The sequence below is a fragment of the Streptomyces sp. NPDC004667 genome, assembly GCF_040609475.1.
Lineage (GTDB): Bacteria > Actinomycetota > Actinomycetes > Streptomycetales > Streptomycetaceae > Streptomyces.
The window spans coordinates 192505-209483 of sequence record NZ_JBEXKC010000001.1; the positions used below are offsets into that span (position 1 = coordinate 192505).

A 16979-nucleotide genomic window follows, 5' to 3' on the forward strand; every position below is an offset into this window, starting at 1 on the left:
CATGGCTGAGCAGGAATTCCCTGCCGCCTACGGCTTCCTGGTCTCCGCCCGCACGGGCGGGGACCAGGGCCCCACGGCGGCCTTCGCAACGCGGGGCCGGCACACCCGTACCACCGAGCGCCTGCGCTCCCTGACCCTCGAGGCGACCCTGGTCCACCCGGGCGCCTCCCCCGGCGGCGCGGTCGCGCGCGGCGCCGACGCGGTGCTGTGGCTCGCCGGCGAGCTCTACAACCGCGACGAGATCCGCTCCGTCCTCACCGCCACCACCGGGGCCGGCGCCTCGGACGCCGAACTGGTGCTGGGCCTGTTCGAGACGTACGGGCTGCACGCCTTCCGGCTGCTCAACGGCCGGTACGCGGCGGTGCTCTGCCAGGAGCAGCGCGTCCTGCTCGCCACCGACCACGCCGGCTCCGTACCGCTGTACACCCGGCCCGTGCCGGGGCACGTGCTGGCCGCGACCGAAGCCAAGGTGCTCGCCGCACCCTCCGACGGCCAGCTCGGCTTCCCGATCTCGGGGGCCCGGCGGATCCGCCGGCTGCCGGGGCTGTACCAGGTGCCGGCCGGCACCGCCCTGGAGATCGACCTCGCCTCCGGCTCGGTGCTCGCCCACCCGACCTGGGTACCGCCGGTGTCCCGGCGCATCGTCGACGAGGACACGGCCGTCGAGCAGGTCCGCACCGCGCTGCGCACGGCGGTCGGGCGCCGCCTGACCGGCCCGGAGCGCCCGCTGGTGGTGCTCTCCGGCGGCATCGACTCCTCCGGGGTCGCCGCCCTCGCCGACGCGGCCGTGGCCGGCCCGCTCGACACGCTCTCCATGGGCACCGACGTCTCGGACGAGTTCCCGCAGGCCAGGGTGGTCGCCGACCATCTGGGCTCGGAGCACCGGGAGATCACCATCCCGGTGGCCGAGCTGCTCGCGCAGCTGCCGCACACGATCCACGCCGCCGAGTCCCTGGACCCGGACGTGATCGAGTACCTGCTGCCGCTGACCGCGCTCTACCGGACCCTGGACGGTCCGGCCCGGCGCGTGCTGACCGGGTACGGGGCCGACATCCCGCTCGGCGGCATGCACCGCGAGGACCGGCTGCCCGAGCTCGACACGGCCGTCTCCCGCGACATGGCCACCTTCGACGGACTGAACGAGATGAGCCCGGTGCTCTCGACGGCGTCCGGGCACTGGTCCACCCACCCGTACTGGGACCGCGACGTGCTGGACCTGCTGACCGGGCTGGAGGCCGGGCTCAAGCGCCGGTACGGCCGGGACAAGTGGGTCCTGCGGTCCGCCATGGCGGAGCTGCTGCCGGCCGAGACCGTGAACCGGCCCAAGCTCGGCGTCCACGAGGGCTCCGGCACCACGTCCGCGTTCTCGCTGCTCCTGCTGGACGCGGGGGTGGGCGAGGCCGATGTGGCCCGGGCCAAGACCCTGGTGGTCCAGGAGCTGTTCGACCGGACCGTCGTCGCCGGCGAGGACCCGGACGCGGTCCCCGTCGCCGAGGTGGTCTCCCTCGTCGCCGCGCACTTCCGGGAGCTGCGGTCATGAGCGCGGCGGACACGAGCGCGTACGGCGGCTTCGCGGGCAGGCGGCTGGCCCTGGTGGAGTCCATGCTCCACACCGCCTTCTACGACGGCATCCAGGCGGCCCGCGCCCACGGCGCCGAGATCTGGCTGCTGGTCCGGGGCGAGGACTGGTACACCGGGGGCCGCCCGTTCCACGAGCACCCGCTGTCGGACGTGGACCGGGTGCTGCACGTCGACACGCACGACTGGCGGGCCATCGCGGCCGCGCTCGGCGACGGCTCCGGCACCCCGCTGGTCGACGGAGTGCTGTCGTTCTCCGACTACCACACCGAGGCCACGGCCCGGGCGGCCGAACACCTGGGCCTGCCCTCGCAGGGGCTGGAGGCCGTACGGGCCGCCAACCACAAGCACCTGCTGCGCGCCGCCCTCGACGGCGACCCGGCCAACCTGCGCTGGCGCCTGGTCACCGGGGAGGCGGAGCTCGACGAGGCGCTCGCGCACGTCGGGCTGCCCTGCATCGCCAAGCCCCCGTCGGAGGCGATCAGCTACGGGGTGCGCAAGTGCACCACGGCCGCCGAGGCGGCCGCGGCCTGGCAGGAGCTGTCGGCCGTACGGAAGTCCCTGCGCGGCCAGCCGCGCCCGGGCCACGTCCTGTTCGAGGAGTACGCGAGCGGATTCGAGGTCTCGGTGGAGTCGATGACGGCGGGCGGGAACACCCACTTCTTCGGCGCCACTTCCAAGGACCTGCACCGCACCACCCTGCTGGAGGAGGGCCACTCCTTCCCGCTGGCACTGGACGCCGACGTGTGGGAGGAGGTCCGCGGCTGCGTGGAACGGGCCCTGAAGGCGATCGGCTACCGGCAGGGACCGGCGCACACCGAGGTGATGGTGACCGCGGACGGCCCGCGGATCGTCGAGGTCAACCCCCGGCTGCCCGCGCACATGATCTCCACGATGGTCGCCGACGTGTGCGGGACCGATCCGCACCTGGACGCCAAGCTGCTGGCCCTCGGCGGCACCCCGGAGCCGGGCCTGCCCGGTGCCGGATCCGCGGGCGGCGCCGCCGTCCACGTGCTCTTCCCCGAGGAGCCCGGCGAGTTCACCGCCATCAGCGGTGTCCCGGAGGCCGAGGCCCTCGGTGCCCGCGTGCACCTGCACGCCGAACCCGGCGACCGCGTCGCGACCCGCCTCGACAACTCCGCCTCGGTCGGCTTCGTGTACGCGCACGGCGCCGACGCGGCGGCGGCCCTGGCCACGGTCCGCGCCGCGGCCGCCCGCATCCGCATCGACACACGGAAGGAAGGACCGCGATGACCGAGGTCCCGCGGACCGGCTCCCGGCGGATCGACTCGCACGTCTCCCCCCGGTACGCCCAGCTGCCCACCTTCATGCGCCTGCCGCTGGACCGGGAACCCCAGGGCAACGACGTCGTCGTCATCGGCGCGCCGTACGACGGCGGCACCAGCTACCGCCCCGGCGCCCGGTTCGGGCCGCGGGAGATCCGCGCCGAGTCGGGCCTGATCCACGGCGTCGGCATCGACCGCGGCCCGGGCGTCTTCGACCTGATCAAGTGCGTGGACGCCGGCGACATCGACCTGACGCCGTTCAACCAGCACATCGCGATGGAGACCGCCCAGCGGCACCTGACCGGCCTGCTCAAGGACAACGCGGCGTTCCTGATGCTCGGCGGCGACCACTCGCTGACCCTGGCGGCGCTGCGCGCGGTCCACGAGCAGCACGGCCCGGTGGCCGTGCTCCACCTGGACGCCCACTCGGACACCAACCCGGCCATGATCGGCGGCGAGTTCCACCACGGGACCCCTTTCCGGCACGGCATCGAGGAGGGCCTGATCCGGCCGGAGGCGATGGTCCAGCTCGGCATCCGGGGCCACAACCCCAAGCCGGACAGCCTCGACTACGCACGCGGGCACGGCGTGCGCATCGTGACGGCGGACGAGTTCGCCGAGCTCGGGGCGGCGGGCTCGGCCCGGCTGATCCGCGAGCGGGTCGGCGACCTGCCGGTCTACGTCTCCGTCGACATCGACGTCGTGGACCCGGCCTTCGCCCCCGGCACCGGCACCCCGGCCCCGGGCGGCCCGTCCTCCCGCGAGGTCCTGGCGCTGCTGCGGACGATCGGCGACCTCAACCCGATCGGCTTCGACGTCATGGAGGTCTCGCCGCTCTACGACCACGCCGGGATCACGTCGGTCCTGGCGACCGAGATCGGCGCGGAGCTGCTGTTCCAGTACGCCCGCGCCCACCAGAAGAAGGAGAAGGAGAACAGGACATGACGATCATCGACGTGACCGCACACCGGGAGGCTCTCCTCGACCTGGCGTCGATGCTCCCCGACGTACCGCGCGCCGACCTGTACCGGTTCCTGGACGAGGCCGGGAAGCTCTCCGCGGAGCTGCCGCAGGAGATCGCGGACGCGCTGGACGCCTTCAACCGGGGCGGCAACGAGGACGGCTACCTGGTGCTGCGCGGCCTGCCCGTCGAGGCCGACGAGGACCTGCCGGCGACGCCGACGAGCACCCCGACCCCGGTGGAGCGCGGCCGCCTGAACATGGAGGCCTTCCTCGCCCTGCTCGGCCGCCGCCTCGGCCTGCACACCGGCTACGCGGAGCTGCGTGCGGGCACCGTCTACCACGACGTCTACCCGTCGCCGGGCGCCCACCACCTGTCGTCGGAGACCAGCGAGACGCTGCTGGAGTTCCACACGGAAATGGCGTACCACACCCTCCAGCCGAACTACGTGATGCTGGCCTGCTCCCGCGCGGACCACGAGCGCACCGCGAAGACACTGGTCGGCTCGGTCCGCAAGGCGATCAGGCTCCTCGACCCCGCGACGGTGGAGCACCTGTACGACAACGGGCAGCCGTGCGAGGTCGACGTCGCCTTCCGCGGCGGCATCGAGGAGCCGGGCGCCATCGCGAACGTCAAACCGCTGTACGGCGACCGCGAGGACCCGCTGCTCGGCTACGACCGCGAGCTGCTGAAGCCGAACGGGGGCGCGGACGCCGAAGCCGTCGCCAGGCTCTCGGACGCGCTGGACGAGGTCACCGAGGCCGTCTCCCTGGTCCCCGGCGACGTACTGATCATCGACAACTTCCGCACCACGCACGCCCGTACCCCCTTCACCCCGCGCTGGGACGGCAAGGACCGCTGGCTGCACCGCGTCTACATCCGCACGGCCCACCACGGCCAGCTCCCCACGGGCGAGGAGCGCGCGGGTGACGTGGTCGCCTTCGCCCCGCGCCGCTGACGCACCCCGCCCGACCACCGCATGACCACGGGCCGCGCCCGCCCCGCCGAGGGGTGGCCGCGGCCCGCCGCCTGCCACACGGCCGACCGGCCGAGACGAGGAACACAGGGAATCACGTGGACAAGAAAGTCCTGGAAGCACAGCAGTGGGTCAACAAGACCTACGCGGGCAAGGCGGGCTACAACCCGTGCCCGGAGAACGGCCAGACCGGGTGGTCGACCATGCTCTCCCTCACCCGGGCCCTCCAGATAGAACTGGGCATCGCGACCCCGTCGGACAGTTTCGGTCCGACCACGGAGGCGAAGCTGACGGCCCTCGGGCCGGTCAGGGACGGCTTCGCCAACAAGAACATCATCCAGATCGTCCAGCACGCCCTGTTCTGCAAGGGCTACTGGGGCGGTGAGGGCGGCACCTTCGGCCTGGCCACCCAGAAGGCCGTCATGCAGATGAAGGAGAACATGGGGCTCTCCAAGCCGGGCCCCGACGTCGAACCGAAGTTCTTCAAGGCGCTGCTGACCCTCGACGCGTACGTGGTCGTCTCCAGTGGAACGGAGAAGGTCCGCGAGATCCAGCAGTGGCTGAACGGCAAGTACTCCAACCGCTCGTCGTTCAACATCGGCCCGGCCGACGGCATCTACTCGCGCGACGTGCAGAAGTCGCTGATGAGGGCGCTCCAGTACGAGTTCGGCGTCGCCGACGACGCCGCCTCGGGCAACATGGGTCCGACGACCCAGAACGGCCTGAAGTCCCACGAGGTGGGCGAGGGCGACAAGGGCATCTTCGTCCAGCTCTTCTCCGCGGCGTGCGTGTTCAACGACCTGAAGAAGGGCACCAAGTCCGCCTCCTTCACCTCGTCCTTCGACGCAAACCTGAAGGAGCTGGTGCAGGAGTTCCAGGAGTTCTCCTGCCTGGAGAAGCAGAACGGGCGGGGCGACTACGACACGTGGTGCCAGCTCCTGGTTTCCATGGGCAACCCGGACCGCAAGGCCAACGCCTGCGACACCCGGTTCACCATCACCACCGCCCGCGCCAAGGCCCTCAAGGCCGCCGGCTACGAGGTCGTGGGCCGCTACCTGGACGAGGAGGTCCTCGACCCCAAGTACGCCCTGCACAAGGAGATCCAGCCCGGCGAGCTCGACCAGATCTTCGCCGGCGGCATGCGGGTCTTCCCGATCTCGCAGTACCACGCCCGCAAGCTGGGCGACTTCACCTACCCCGAGGGCTACCGGCACGCGTCGATGGCCCACGACCGGGCGGAGAAGACGTACGGCTTCAACCGGGGCACCGTGATCTACTTCGCGGTCGACTACGACGCCACCGACCCGGAGATCGCCTCCAACATCATCCCGTACTTCAACGGGATCCAGGCGGCGCTGAACGCGAAGGGCAAGCGGTACATCGCCGGCGTGTACGGCTCCCGCAACGTCTGCCAGCGCGTCACCGACGAGGCGTACGCGCGGTACTCGTTCGTCTCCGGCATGTCGTGGGGCTTCTCCGGCAACCTCGGCTTCGCCATGCCGAAGAACTGGTCGTTCACGCAGATCAAGGAGTTCAAGTTCAGCGCGAACGGCGACACCTTCGACCTGGACCGCGACGTGATGCGCGGGACCGACACCGGTGCCGGCCGCGAGAACGTCGGCCAGAACGACGCCCCCACCGACAAGGTGCTCAAGTACATCGACGACCTGTACGCGGCGGCCGTCCGCTACAACAAGGGCAACCCGAACGAGCTGGTCTGCGAGTACCTGCGCAAGCCCAAGTACGACGACAGCAACTGGCAGATGCTGCTGTACTCGGTCGACGACGCGTGGGTGAAGCGCGCCGACGCCGAGGTCGGCCGCCCGGTGGAGTTCTTCAAGGACCCGTCCTACGGCACCAGCGTCAACCTCGACCACCTCGGGGCCTGCGCCAACACCGTCATCAGCAAGGGGTCGATCACAGGCAAGAGCGCCAACCGCGGCGACTTCGCGGGCTGGGGCGGCGACCTGTGCACCTTCTACGTCGAATGGCGCCAGGCGGCCGACTCCTACGCCTCCGGCTACCTCTTCTGCCAGGACCGGCTGGCCAAGATCGGCACGCCTTCCTCCTTCAGCTTCGGCGACCTCATCGAGGACGTGGACGGCTACCTGATCGGCACGGCGGCGGGCGTCAAGGACAGGCCGATCAACGAGGTGTTCCGTGCGCACTACGGCCAGGGCGCCGGCCCCGGCCACCTGCGCCGCTTCCGCGACTTCTACGACAAGCGGTACGAAGGAAAGATGGAGGTGCTGCGGGACGCGGCCAACTTCATGCTGGAGGGCAGCCTGCCGGACAGCATCCTCCAGGTCATCCGCCAGGGCCTGTTCTACAAGACGGGCAAGAACATCCTCGTGCCCAACGTGATCCCGGACGAGAAGCTCGACCCCTTCGTGAACGGCTACGTCGACACCTTCCAGAAGATCATGGGACAGGAGAACGCCCAGGCCAAGGCGTTCGCCGCACGCCGCTAACCCGTAGGAGGGGACATGCTCGTACTCGCGCTCCTGGCGCTCCCGTTCGCCTTTCTCGTCGGCTCCGTGAAGGGGATCCAGTTCCTCGTCCGGGGCATCCGGGCCAGAGCCTGGGCCGCGCCGAAGACGTGGACGGGGGCGGTGCTGCTGGCCGGCACCGCCGCCTGCTTCGCGTACGCCTGGGGCTTCGTCGCCGGGTGGGGCGGGATGGACATGGGGGAAACGTGCGGGGAGGACCAGTACGACGCCACGTTCGTCATGGCCCACCAGGACGATCCGCCGTTCCCGCTGCACAACTGGTGCAACGCCGGCCACGACCTCGTCCCCTCATGGGTCAACCCCACCGTCACCGGCCTCGCCGCGCTCACCGCGGTCTGCCTCGCCGTGACCGCGGTGACCGGTACGGCCCGCATCACCCGGACGCTGTCCGCCCGGCGTGCCCGGGCGGCAGAAGAGACACAACAGAGGGAACAGAAGGCATGAGCAACCCCATACCCGGCCTGTCGCGCCGCCGTTTCGTCGGCACCGCGGCGGGCGCCGCCGGAGCCGCCGCCCTGTGGAGCATCGGCACGGGCACGGCAGCGGCCGCCCCGAAGCCGACGCCGCCGAACGCCCCGACGGCCTGGAAGGGCAACAGCACCGCCAACGGCTGGCCGGTGGTCACGTCGGTCCCCACCCGGCTGATCGAGGGCAGCCCGGCCTCCGTCGCCGTCCTGGACGGCGACGTGGCCACGATCCTGCTGCACGTGGCCCGCCGCTTCCACTACGAGGTGGACTCCCTGCGCCAGGGCGAGGTCACCGGCCACTCCGGCGACCGCAAGGTGGCCCAGCCGTACGAGTCGAACCACCTCTCGGGCACGGCCGTCGCCATCCGCCCCCAGGCGTACCCGACGGGCGCCCAGGGCGGCCTGTACCCGCACGAGCTGGTCATCATCCGCGACATCCTCACGGAGCTGGACGGCACCGTGGCCTGGGGCGGCGACGAGAAGACGGCCAAGGAGTCGCACTTCCACATCGCCCTCAAGCCCGGCCACCCGAAGATCAAGAACGTGGCCCGCAAGATCAACGAGTGGAACGAGGCCCCCGGCAAGGGCGCCGGCACGGTGGACGCCTTCGAACCGTCCCGCCGCCGGGCGGCAAAGGCCTTCACCCGCTAGGACCCCGCATCCCACCGGAAGAGGCCAGGGGCCCGACCGCACGAGCGGTCGGGCCCCTGGCCTCGTCGTGCCCCGTCTCAGCCGAAGGACGGGCGACTCACGACGTCACGCTGGTTCTTTTCGAAGACCTTGCCGTCCTTGAAACGGAACCAGGCCTGCGCGTCGAGGAACCCGGTGCCCTTGCCGGTCCAGCACGCCAGCGTGGACGTGGCACCGGCGGTGGACGGGAAGGCCGGCTGGGCCACGTCGGTCACCACGCACGAGTTCGCGCCGACCGTCTTGAGCACCTGCTCCTCGGTCATGCCGACCGTGACCTTCTTGTACTGGGCAGCCGTCATGGACGGGGCCGAGGGCAGGCTCATCCGGTAGAAGGACTTCATGTAGAGCTTGCCGTCGGCGTTGAAGGTGAGGTGGGAGTACGGCGCCCACTCCTCGATCCCCGACACCCAGCAGGTGAAGGTGGGCACGACCGACTCCGCGGTCGCCGGCTTGCCGTCGTCCGCGCAGGCGCTCTGCCCGACGATGTCCAGCACCTCCTGCCGGCTCATCCCGAACCGGACCCGGTCGTACTTCTCCTTGCTCATCCCGGAGAACCCGGCCGCGCTCGACGCCCCGGCGGTCCCCACCACGATCCCGACGGCCACCCCGGCCACCACGACGGCCTTCTTGATCCTTGCCACGCGCCAACTCCTCACGACACACCAAAGCCCCGCCCCTACGACGAGCGCCCGGCCATCGTGGCAACGCCCCCTCTCCCCCGGATCTCCACCGGCTCTGACGCCCCGCCCGCGCACGGCACGGTCCGACCCGGTCACCCGGCGCGGCCGCACTACGGAGTGCGGTCGTCACTCATGGGCCGGCCAGGTCGGACAGCAGTGCGTCGAGAACGGTCTCCTCCTCGATGCGGATGCCCAGTTCCTCAAGTGCGTCGGACAGCCCCGGGGCCCAGGGGGCTTCGGCCGGGCGTCCGGTGAGGGGCGGTCCGCCCGGGTGGGCGAGTGCCGCGGCGCGGTAGTCGGCCGTCGTGTAGCGCCAGGGCAGCCACGGGACGCGGCGCAGCAGTGCGGAGGCGATGCGGAGGCCACCCCAGTCGAAGTCGCCGTGATAGCGGAGCGTGGTTCCGCCCCGGTGCAGGTGGCGCAGGAGGGTGAGGGCGGCGGCCGACGGCTGGCCCTGGAGGCACACCAGTGGGGCGCAGTCGCCGCCGTGGGTATCGGCCGCCGCCGCGAGCACCGTCGGGTTCTCACAGATCCTGACCATCGGGGCGGAGACGGCGAGGGGGTTGCGGATGAGTTGCCGCAGGGTCAGGACGCACGGTTCGCCCGCGTCGGCCGCCCAGTCGAGTGCGGGAGTGCCGCGCAGGTTCAGGGTGAGCACGGTCGAGGACAGCTCGTCGCGCAGCAGCCCGGCCGATGCCCAGGCCTCCCGGCGCCATTCGGTACCCGTGCCATCGGGGAAGCCGGTCAGCGCTCGGATGCCCGCCAGGACGACAGTGGCCCGGGGGGTGTCGTCGTCGAGGGCGTGGGCAGCGCCCAGGACCCGGGCCGCGAAGGCCGGGAGCGAGACCGGTGGGTCGGCGGGAAGGGCGCGGAGGACGGCGGCGACCTCGCCGAGGAAAGTGTGAGCGGCGGCGGGTGCGTCCACCAGGCGTCGTATCAGACCGTCACCGCGCAATCGGACGACCCATGGGGCGAGGGGTGGCATCTCGTCCGCGAGGGCGGCCAGCGGGGTGTACGCCTCATGCCATGCACGGGCCTCGGCCTCCTTCGCGGGAGCGAGCGGGGCAACCGGCCCGGTGAGGGCCGTGACGGCGGCGGCCAGCCCGTCCGGGCTCACGCCGGAGCGGCGCAGCACGGCGTCCACGTCGTCGAGCCTGAGGGTCAGGGAGCGGCCGCTGCCTGGAGAACGGCCCAGCAGCCGCTCGGCCGCTGCCCGCTGGGGCTCGGTCGGGGCGCTGAGGGAGACCTGGCCGGTGAGCGGCTGTTGGTGCTCCAGGCGTCGGCGTACCCGGTCGACCAGCCAGGTCAGGGCCGGGTCGCCGAGCAGGCGACCCAGGCGGACGCCGTCGACGGGCACGGCATCCGGCCTCAGGTCCACAGCGGCTCCGCTCCGGCCGCCTCGGCCGCTGCCCCTGCCGCTGCCCCTGCCGCTGTCCGTTCCTCTGCCTCCGCCCGCATGCCCGTGGCCGCGTCCGGTGACCGCACCGGGTCCTCTCTGCGCCACCGCCTCGCGCCGTCCCATTCCCATCGGGTGACGAGGACCGCCGCCACCTCGTCGATCCGCGACAGCTGGGCGATGGCGACACCGGGCACCTGCGGATAGCAGGCCCATTCACGTTCGCTGGTCATCACCACGTCCAAGTCGAACGCGTGCAGCAGTCCCAGGCATTTGGCGCGCGAGTCGTCGTCCACGCCTGCGAACGCCTCGTCGAGGGTGACCAGCCGCGGGGCGTGCGGGCTGCCTCCGCGGTCGCCGCCCTCGCCGACGCGGCCATGCGACACCACCGGTCATGCTCTGCCGCTCCGGTTGATGTGAAAGCAGTGATCACGTGGCTCGTGTGGCTCGTCCGGGCTTTCAGCCGGCCAGCCAGGCGAACGGGCCGCCCACCAGGTGGTACTGGACCAGCATGCTCGACATCGCGCAGGCACCCGCGGCCACGACGGTGAACAGGACGCGGCCTGCGATGTTCCACCAGCTGCGGAACCAGGCCGCGATGGCCCCGGCCATCAGGCACAGCGTCAGCGGCACGAGTGCCGTGCCCAGCATCGTGACGGAGGACAGCAGCGGTGATCCCAACAGCACTGTTTCCGCCATCGCGTTGCTGTCCGAGACGACCGCGACGAGGGTCGCGGCGAACGCGGCGGCGATCAGTCCGGTCGCCACGGCCGTTGCCCGCGCGGCCCGTGCCGGGAGCGGGTGTGGGGCCGAACCCCGGATCCGCCGTACCAGAGCGGTTGCGGGAAGGGCGGCCGCGGCGAGGAGCAGCACGGCCATGCCGGTCCCGAGCAGTCCCTGGTGGAGGGCCGGAGACTGGCGCCATGTCAGCTTCTCGTACGCCGTCGACGGCAGCGCCGACGAGACGAGCACCCCGCCCTCGGCGAAGGCGAGCGTCGCCCGGCCTCCGCCGCGCTCCTGGAACGAGCCGTCGCCGAGCGGGAGCCAGCGTTGTTCGGGCCGGTCGGGGTCGAGGGAGAGCCCGGTGGTGCGCAGTCCGTTCCTGCCGTCCTTCTCTACGGTGACACCCCCGGCCAGACCCTCCATCGCCATGAGGCCCGTGCGGCTGACCCGTGCCGAACGGTAGGTGCCGGTGTACGAGTCCAGGGAGGCGGCGACGGGGGAATCGGTCGTGGCGCTCGGGGCGTTGGTGGCCGGGCCGTCCGGGAGGAGGGCGGCCACGACCCGGTTGATCAGGTCCTTGCCGTCCCAGGCGGCCCGTCCGTCGGTGCCGTCGCCGTTGAAGACGACGAACACCCCCACGTCGTGGCCGGGGACGAGCAGCAGGTTGGCGTGGAAGCCGGGGATGTCACCGTCCTTGAACCAGCCCGTCTGCCCGACGCGCCGCCATTCCTCGAACCCGTAGCCGAGGCCGGGCAGGCGGGAGTCCTGCCGGTAGTGCACCTGCTGCATGAGGCGGTTCGCCGGTGTGCCGTCGGTGAGCTGCCCGGTCATCCAGCGGCTCATGTCGGCGGCGGTGCTGACCACACCGGGTCCCGCCGGGCTCCACGCGCCGTACTGGCCCTCGTCCCGCGTCCACCCGGATGGGCCGCCGGGGCGGTAGCCCCGGGCGAGGTCGGCTGCGATCGGGGCCGGCTGCGGCTGGGCGAAGGTGGAACGGGTCATGCCCAGCGGCTGGAGGATGTGCTCGTCGACGTAGGCGGGGAAGGGCCGGCCGGAGGCCTCGGCGACGAGCTGGCCCGCGAGCGCGTAGCCGTAGTTGTCGTAAGCGGCGATGGTGCCCGGGGCACGGATCCGGGGCGGCCGACGCGTCACCAGGCTTTCGGCGAGCGGTTCGACGTCTTGCGCGCGGGACCTGCTGCGGCCGATGAGGTCGCTGTCGAAACCCGCGGTGTGGGTGAGGAGCCGGTCCAGGGTGACGGGTCGTCCGGGGTACGTGTCGGGGACGGTGACCGCCTGGAGGTAGTCGTTGACGTCGGCTTCGGGGTCGACCGCGCCCTGGGCGATGAGCTGGGAGGCCGCCTGGGCCGTGAACAGCTTGGCGAGCGAGCCGAGGAAGAAGCCGGTGCGGTGCGGGTCGACTGGGGTTCCGGCCTGGACGTCGGCGACGCCGTATCCCTTGGTCAGGACGGTCCGGCCGCCGGCCACGACGGTGACGGCCGCGCCGGGAATGCGGTCGTCCTCCAGATACCCGGCAACGGCGGTGTCGACGACGGAGTCGAGACGGGGCGGAGCGGCCGCGTGAGCGGGGGCCGCGACGGCGAGCAGCGCGGCGGAGGTGATCGTGATCGTGGCGGCCATCGTGGTGAGGGTCCGTATCGGCGTCGTACGCATACCTCGACGATCGCGTTCAGGAGTGGCTCGGCGGCAGTGCGGGGCACACCGGCCGATGTGTATTTCACATGGGTGGGCGGGTGTGGTGCGCACGGGTGCCTCTAACGTGACCTCATGCCCGGCCCCGTCACCGATCCCCGTCCCGACACCGAGCCCGACACCGAGCCCGACACCGGTCCGACGCCGACGGTCGTGTCGGTGGTCCTCGTGGTCGTCATCCTCGGATTCGCCTTCGAACCCGGTGTCGTCCTGCCGCGCCCGGCCGCCGTGCCGATGCTGCTGCTCCAGTTGGCCACCTGCCTGCCCTCGACGCGCCGGCTGCGCGGGGCCTGGACCCTGGCAGCCCAGATCCTGCTCGCGCCCTGGTCCGGCCTGCCCGGATTCCTCGGCGCCTCCGTGCTGCTGGTCGTCGAACGGCCCTTCCGGTGGGCCCTGTTCACGGTCGTCGTGCTGGCCGCGGGGCTGCTCGCGCCCGGCGACGGGAGTGTCCATTCCGTGCTCAACGGCATCGGCAACGCCCTCGCCCACGGGTTGATCATCTATGCGCTGACCCGGCTCACCGACCTCTACACCGAACTACGCGCCACCCGTGGCGCGCTGGCGGAGGCCCTGGTCGCGGCCGAGCGGGAGCGCGCCGGGCGGAGCCTGGACGCGGTACTGGGAACGGCCCTGGCGGAGATCATCCGGCTGGCCGGGCAGGGCACGGGGGCCGCACGAGAACTGGTCGCGGTGGCACGGACGGCGACGGAGCGCGTGCGGGCCGCGCCGCCCGCGCAGTCGGCCGACGAGGTCGGCATCCCTTCGGCTGCCCTGACGCCCAGGGTGGTGTGGCCCATCGTGGTCGCCACCCACCTCGAATACCTGGTGGTGGGGACGGCCTTCCTGCTCGATACCGGGGTCCCGGGCGGGTGGGTCGCCGCGTACACGGCCGCGCTGGCGGCGGTGCTCGGACTGCAGGCGTACCACTCCTTGCCGCGTCCGCCCGGTGTGCGTCCCCCGTACGCCGCGTGGACGCTGGGCGTCCAGCTCGCCCTCGCCCTGGGCGTACTGGCCGCTCCGGACGGGCCGTACCCCCAACTGGTGGCGTTCGCGGTCGCTTCGGTGCTGATCGTGCTTCCCGGACGCACCGCCTGGCCGGCGGCCGGGGTGCTGACCGCACTGGCGGCGATCGCGGTGCTGATACGGACCGACGGGCCCACAGCCGGTGGCACCGCGCTCCTCCTGCTGGACATCGTGGTGATCGCCTCGGTCTTCTACGGCCTTGCCCTCCTCACCGCCCTGGTACACCGGGTACGGGAGGCCCGCGCGGCACTGGCCTCGCTGGCCGTGGCGCGAGAGCGGCGGCGCATCGCCCGGGACGTCCACGACCTGCTGGGCTACGGACTGTCGGCGATCGCACTGAAGGGCGAGCTGGCGGCCCGCGACCCCGACCGCGAGCGGGCCGCAGCGCATCTCGCCGATGCGGCGGCGCTGGCGGACCGGGCGCTGGCGGACCTCCGGGCGATACCGGGGGACGGACCGGATCTCACCCTGTCCGGGGAAGTGGCCGCGGCACGGGAGGTACTGGCAGCGGCGGGCATCGCCGTGCGGGTGCGCGGCGAGGCGGACACGGTGGACGGGGCGTCCGAGGCGCTGTTCGCCACGGTGCTGCGGGAGGCGGTGACGAACGTACTGCGGCACGCGGCGGGAGCCCGGCGGTGCGAGGTGGATCTCGGGCCGGGACTGCTGCGGGTGGCGGACGACGGCCGTGTGCTTCCCGTACCGGCACGGGCGGAAGGCACCGGAGCGGGTGCCGACGGCGTCGGCGGCAACGGGCTGGGCAACCTCGGGGAGCGAGTGGCAGCGCTCGGCGGTTTCCTGGAGGCCGGACCGACCCCGCACGGGCGCGGCTACGTCCTGACCGTCCGCCTGGAATCCGCGAGATCCGTCCTGGTCTCCCCCTCCGGCTGACGCCGTGTCACCCCAACCAGCCCTGGTCCCGGGCGATCCGTACCGCGTCGAGCCGGTTGCGGGCATCGAGCTTGGTGACGGCCGCGCCGAGGTAGTTCCGTACGGTGCCCCGGGATAGGTGCAGGGCGCGGGCGATTTCGTCGAGTTCGGCACCCTCGGCGGCCAGCCGGAGCACATCGGTTTCGCGGGGGGTGAGCGGGCTCTCCTTGACGGTGAGCGCCGCAGCGGCCAGCCTCGGATCGATGACGTGCTCCCCCGCGGCCACGCTCCGGATCGCGGCGGCAAGCTGATCCGGCTGGGCGTCCTTGAGCATGAACCCGCCCACCCCGGCGGCGAGCGCCGACCGCAGTGCCTCGGGTCGGCCCAGCGCGGTGAGGATCAGGATCCGGCAATCGGGGAGCACGGCTCCGAGGTCGCGGGCGGCCGAGAGCCCGTCGGCGCCGGGCATGTCCAGGTCGAGCACCGCGACGGTGGGCCCGTGGGCGAGCGCGGCGGCTGCCACGGCGTCCCCCCGGGCCACCTGGGCGACGACTTCCATGTCGGCCTCCAGACCCAGCAGGGCAGCCAGCGCCCCCCGGACCATGTGCATGTCCTCGGCCAGCAGAATGCGGATCACGATCCCCCCTCCGGGGGATCGTAACGCGGCCCCTGCCGCCGCAGGTCAGCGGCTCTTTTCGACAGGCTCCAGGATCGCCACGCACTCCACGTGGTGCGTCATCGGGAAGAGGTCGAAGACGCGGAGGGTGCGGACCTTGTAGCCGTTGTCGGCGAAGTACGCCAGGTCGCGGGCCAGGGCCGCCGGGTCGCAGGCCACGTAGGCGATGCGGCGGGCGGAGAGGCCCGCGATGTGGCGGACCGTCTGCTTGCCGGCGCCGGCGCGGGGCGGGTCCAGGACGACCAGGTCGCATTCCGTGATGCCGGTCTTCGGGAGGACCGCTTCGACCTTGCCCTGCTCGATGCGGACCCGGGGGAAGTCCGCCAGGTTGTGGCGGGCGTCCTCGACGGCGCGCTTCGTCGTCTCGATGCCGAGGACGGCCCCGGTGTCGCCCAGACGCTCCGCGAGGGCGCCCGCGAAGATGCCGACGCCGCAGTAGAGGTCGAGGGCCATCTCGCCCTTGCGCGGCATCAGGCCCTGCATGACGGCCTTGATCAGGGTGTCGGCGGCCTGCGGGTGGACCTGCCAGAAGCCGCCCATGCCGACGCGGTACGTGCGGCCGTCGGCGCGCTCGCGGACGAAGGGGCGGCCGTGGACGCGGTGGACGCCGCCGTCCTTCTCCTCGACGCGCAGGACCGAGACCGGCTTGTCGAGCTCCACGAGGGGCAGGCGGCCGCCGGGCCGCGGGGTCAGGACCACCTGGCGGTCGTTCGAGCCCGAGGCCGCGATGGCCTCGACCGAGGCCATCTGGGGCCAGTCCTGCTGCTCGATGCCGAGCTCGGAGACGCCGGGAGCGGCGATCATGCAGTGGTCGACGTGCTCGATGTCGTGCGAGCGGTGCTTGCGCAGGCCGGCGCGGCCGTCCTCGTCGATCGCGAACTGCACGCGGGTGCGCCACTGCGGCACCTGCCCCGCGGGCAGCTTGTCGCCCTCGGCCGGCATGACGGTGCCGTCCCAGCCCGCCTCCTCCGGGGTGAGGCCGGCGAGCCGCTTCAGCTGCTCGGCGACGACCTCTCCCTTGAGCCGGCGCTGGGCGCCCGGCTTGGCGTGCTGCCAGTCGCAGCCGCCGCACTTGCCGGGGCCGGCGTACGGGCAGGGGGCCGGCACCCGGTCCTTGGAGGCGTCGAGGACGGTGATCGCGTCGGCGCGCAGGAAGCGGGAGTCGCTCTCGCCCTCCGTGACGCGAGCGACGACCTTCTCACCGGGAAGCGTGTGGCGGACGAACAGGACGCGGCCGTCGGCGGTGCGGGCGATGCAGTGGCCTCCGTGCGCGACGGGACCGACCTCGACCTCGTACTCCTCCCCGACCAGTGACTGCTTCTCGTTCTGCTCGGTCATGGTGGGGAGGCTCCAGGAGATCAAAGGAAAACGGCCGGACGACCGACCCACCAGTTTACGTGGATCTCGTCCGGCCGTTCACCACCGTGGGGCGGCGG

Annotated in this window: 14 protein-coding genes; 8 read left to right on the forward strand and 6 right to left on the reverse strand. The window is 72.1% G+C overall.

Annotation, left to right across the window (positions count from 1 at the left end):
* Window position 1: 1 nt before the first annotated feature.
* The 7 genes from ABZW32_RS00745 (at window position 2) to ABZW32_RS00775 (ending at window position 8429) form a co-directional block, all read left to right on the forward strand.
* Window positions 2-1540, forward strand: coding sequence for an asparagine synthase-related protein (locus ABZW32_RS00745; protein ID WP_356209353.1), 1539 nt, complete (start codon window positions 2-4; stop codon window positions 1538-1540).
* Entirely contained in the window at window positions 1537-2832 is a 1296-nt protein-coding gene (locus ABZW32_RS00750; protein ID WP_356209355.1) for an ATP-grasp domain-containing protein, read from the forward strand. Before ABZW32_RS00745 ends, ABZW32_RS00750 begins: the two co-directional genes overlap by 4 nt.
* Complete coding sequence (speB, locus tag ABZW32_RS00755; protein WP_356209358.1) at window positions 2829-3809, forward strand: agmatinase; 981 nt, start codon at window positions 2829-2831, stop codon at window positions 3807-3809. The genes ABZW32_RS00750 and speB overlap by 4 nt, the downstream gene beginning before the upstream one ends.
* Window positions 3806-4783 (forward strand): clavaminate synthase Cs1, encoded by a 978-nt coding sequence (cs1, locus tag ABZW32_RS00760; RefSeq protein WP_356209360.1) that lies wholly within the window; start codon window positions 3806-3808, stop codon window positions 4781-4783. Before speB ends, cs1 begins: the two co-directional genes overlap by 4 nt.
* Before the next feature lie 116 nt (window positions 4784-4899).
* Window positions 4900-7272: a glycoside hydrolase domain-containing protein gene (locus ABZW32_RS00765; protein WP_356209363.1), complete on the forward strand. Its 2373-nt coding sequence runs from the start codon at window positions 4900-4902 to the stop codon at window positions 7270-7272.
* 15 nt (window positions 7273-7287) lie between these two features.
* Window positions 7288-7755 carry a hypothetical protein gene (locus ABZW32_RS00770; RefSeq protein WP_356209365.1) on the forward strand — a complete coding sequence of 156 codons (468 nt, stop codon included), beginning with the start codon at window positions 7288-7290 and terminating at the stop codon, window positions 7753-7755.
* Entirely contained in the window at window positions 7752-8429 is a 678-nt protein-coding gene (locus ABZW32_RS00775) for a hypothetical protein (protein WP_356209368.1), read from the forward strand. Before ABZW32_RS00770 ends, ABZW32_RS00775 begins: the two co-directional genes overlap by 4 nt.
* 77 nt (window positions 8430-8506) lie before the next feature.
* Here the strand turns inward: ABZW32_RS00775 and ABZW32_RS00780 are convergent, their stop codons facing one another.
* The 4 genes from ABZW32_RS00780 to ABZW32_RS00795 form a co-directional block, all read right to left on the reverse strand.
* Window positions 8507-9109 carry a BLIP family protein gene (locus tag ABZW32_RS00780; protein ID WP_356209370.1) on the reverse strand — a complete coding sequence of 201 codons (603 nt, stop codon included), beginning with the start codon at window positions 9107-9109 and terminating at the stop codon, window positions 8507-8509.
* Window positions 9110-9278: 169 nt separating this feature from the next.
* Window positions 9279-10526 (reverse strand): TIGR02679 family protein, encoded by a 1248-nt coding sequence (locus ABZW32_RS00785; RefSeq protein WP_356209373.1) that lies wholly within the window; start codon window positions 10524-10526, stop codon window positions 9279-9281.
* Window positions 10517-10930 (reverse strand): SbcC/MukB-like Walker B domain-containing protein, encoded by a 414-nt coding sequence (locus ABZW32_RS00790; RefSeq protein WP_356209376.1) that lies wholly within the window; start codon window positions 10928-10930, stop codon window positions 10517-10519. The genes ABZW32_RS00785 and ABZW32_RS00790 overlap by 10 nt, the downstream gene beginning before the upstream one ends.
* A gap of 73 nt (window positions 10931-11003) precedes the next feature.
* Window positions 11004-12938, reverse strand: coding sequence for a serine hydrolase domain-containing protein (locus tag ABZW32_RS00795; protein WP_356209379.1), 1935 nt, complete (start codon window positions 12936-12938; stop codon window positions 11004-11006).
* Window positions 12939-13052: 114 nt separating this feature from the next.
* On the opposite strand from ABZW32_RS00795, the gene ABZW32_RS00800 reads away from it, so the two are divergent.
* Window positions 13053-14888, forward strand: a complete 1836-nt coding sequence (locus ABZW32_RS00800; RefSeq protein WP_356209382.1) for a histidine kinase — start codon at window positions 13053-13055, stop codon at window positions 14886-14888.
* Window positions 14889-14895: 7 nt separating this feature from the next.
* On the opposite strand, the gene ABZW32_RS00805 is transcribed toward ABZW32_RS00800, so the two are convergent.
* Together ABZW32_RS00805 and ABZW32_RS00810 are read right to left on the reverse strand one after the other, a co-directional pair.
* Window positions 14896-15504 carry a response regulator transcription factor gene (locus tag ABZW32_RS00805; RefSeq protein ID WP_356209385.1) on the reverse strand — a complete coding sequence of 203 codons (609 nt, stop codon included), beginning with the start codon at window positions 15502-15504 and terminating at the stop codon, window positions 14896-14898.
* Window positions 15505-15549: 45 nt separating this feature from the next.
* On the reverse strand, window positions 15550-16881 hold the full coding sequence (locus ABZW32_RS00810; RefSeq protein WP_356209388.1) for a class I SAM-dependent RNA methyltransferase: 1332 nt from the start codon (window positions 16879-16881) through the stop codon (window positions 15550-15552).
* Window positions 16882-16979 lie beyond the last annotated feature (98 nt).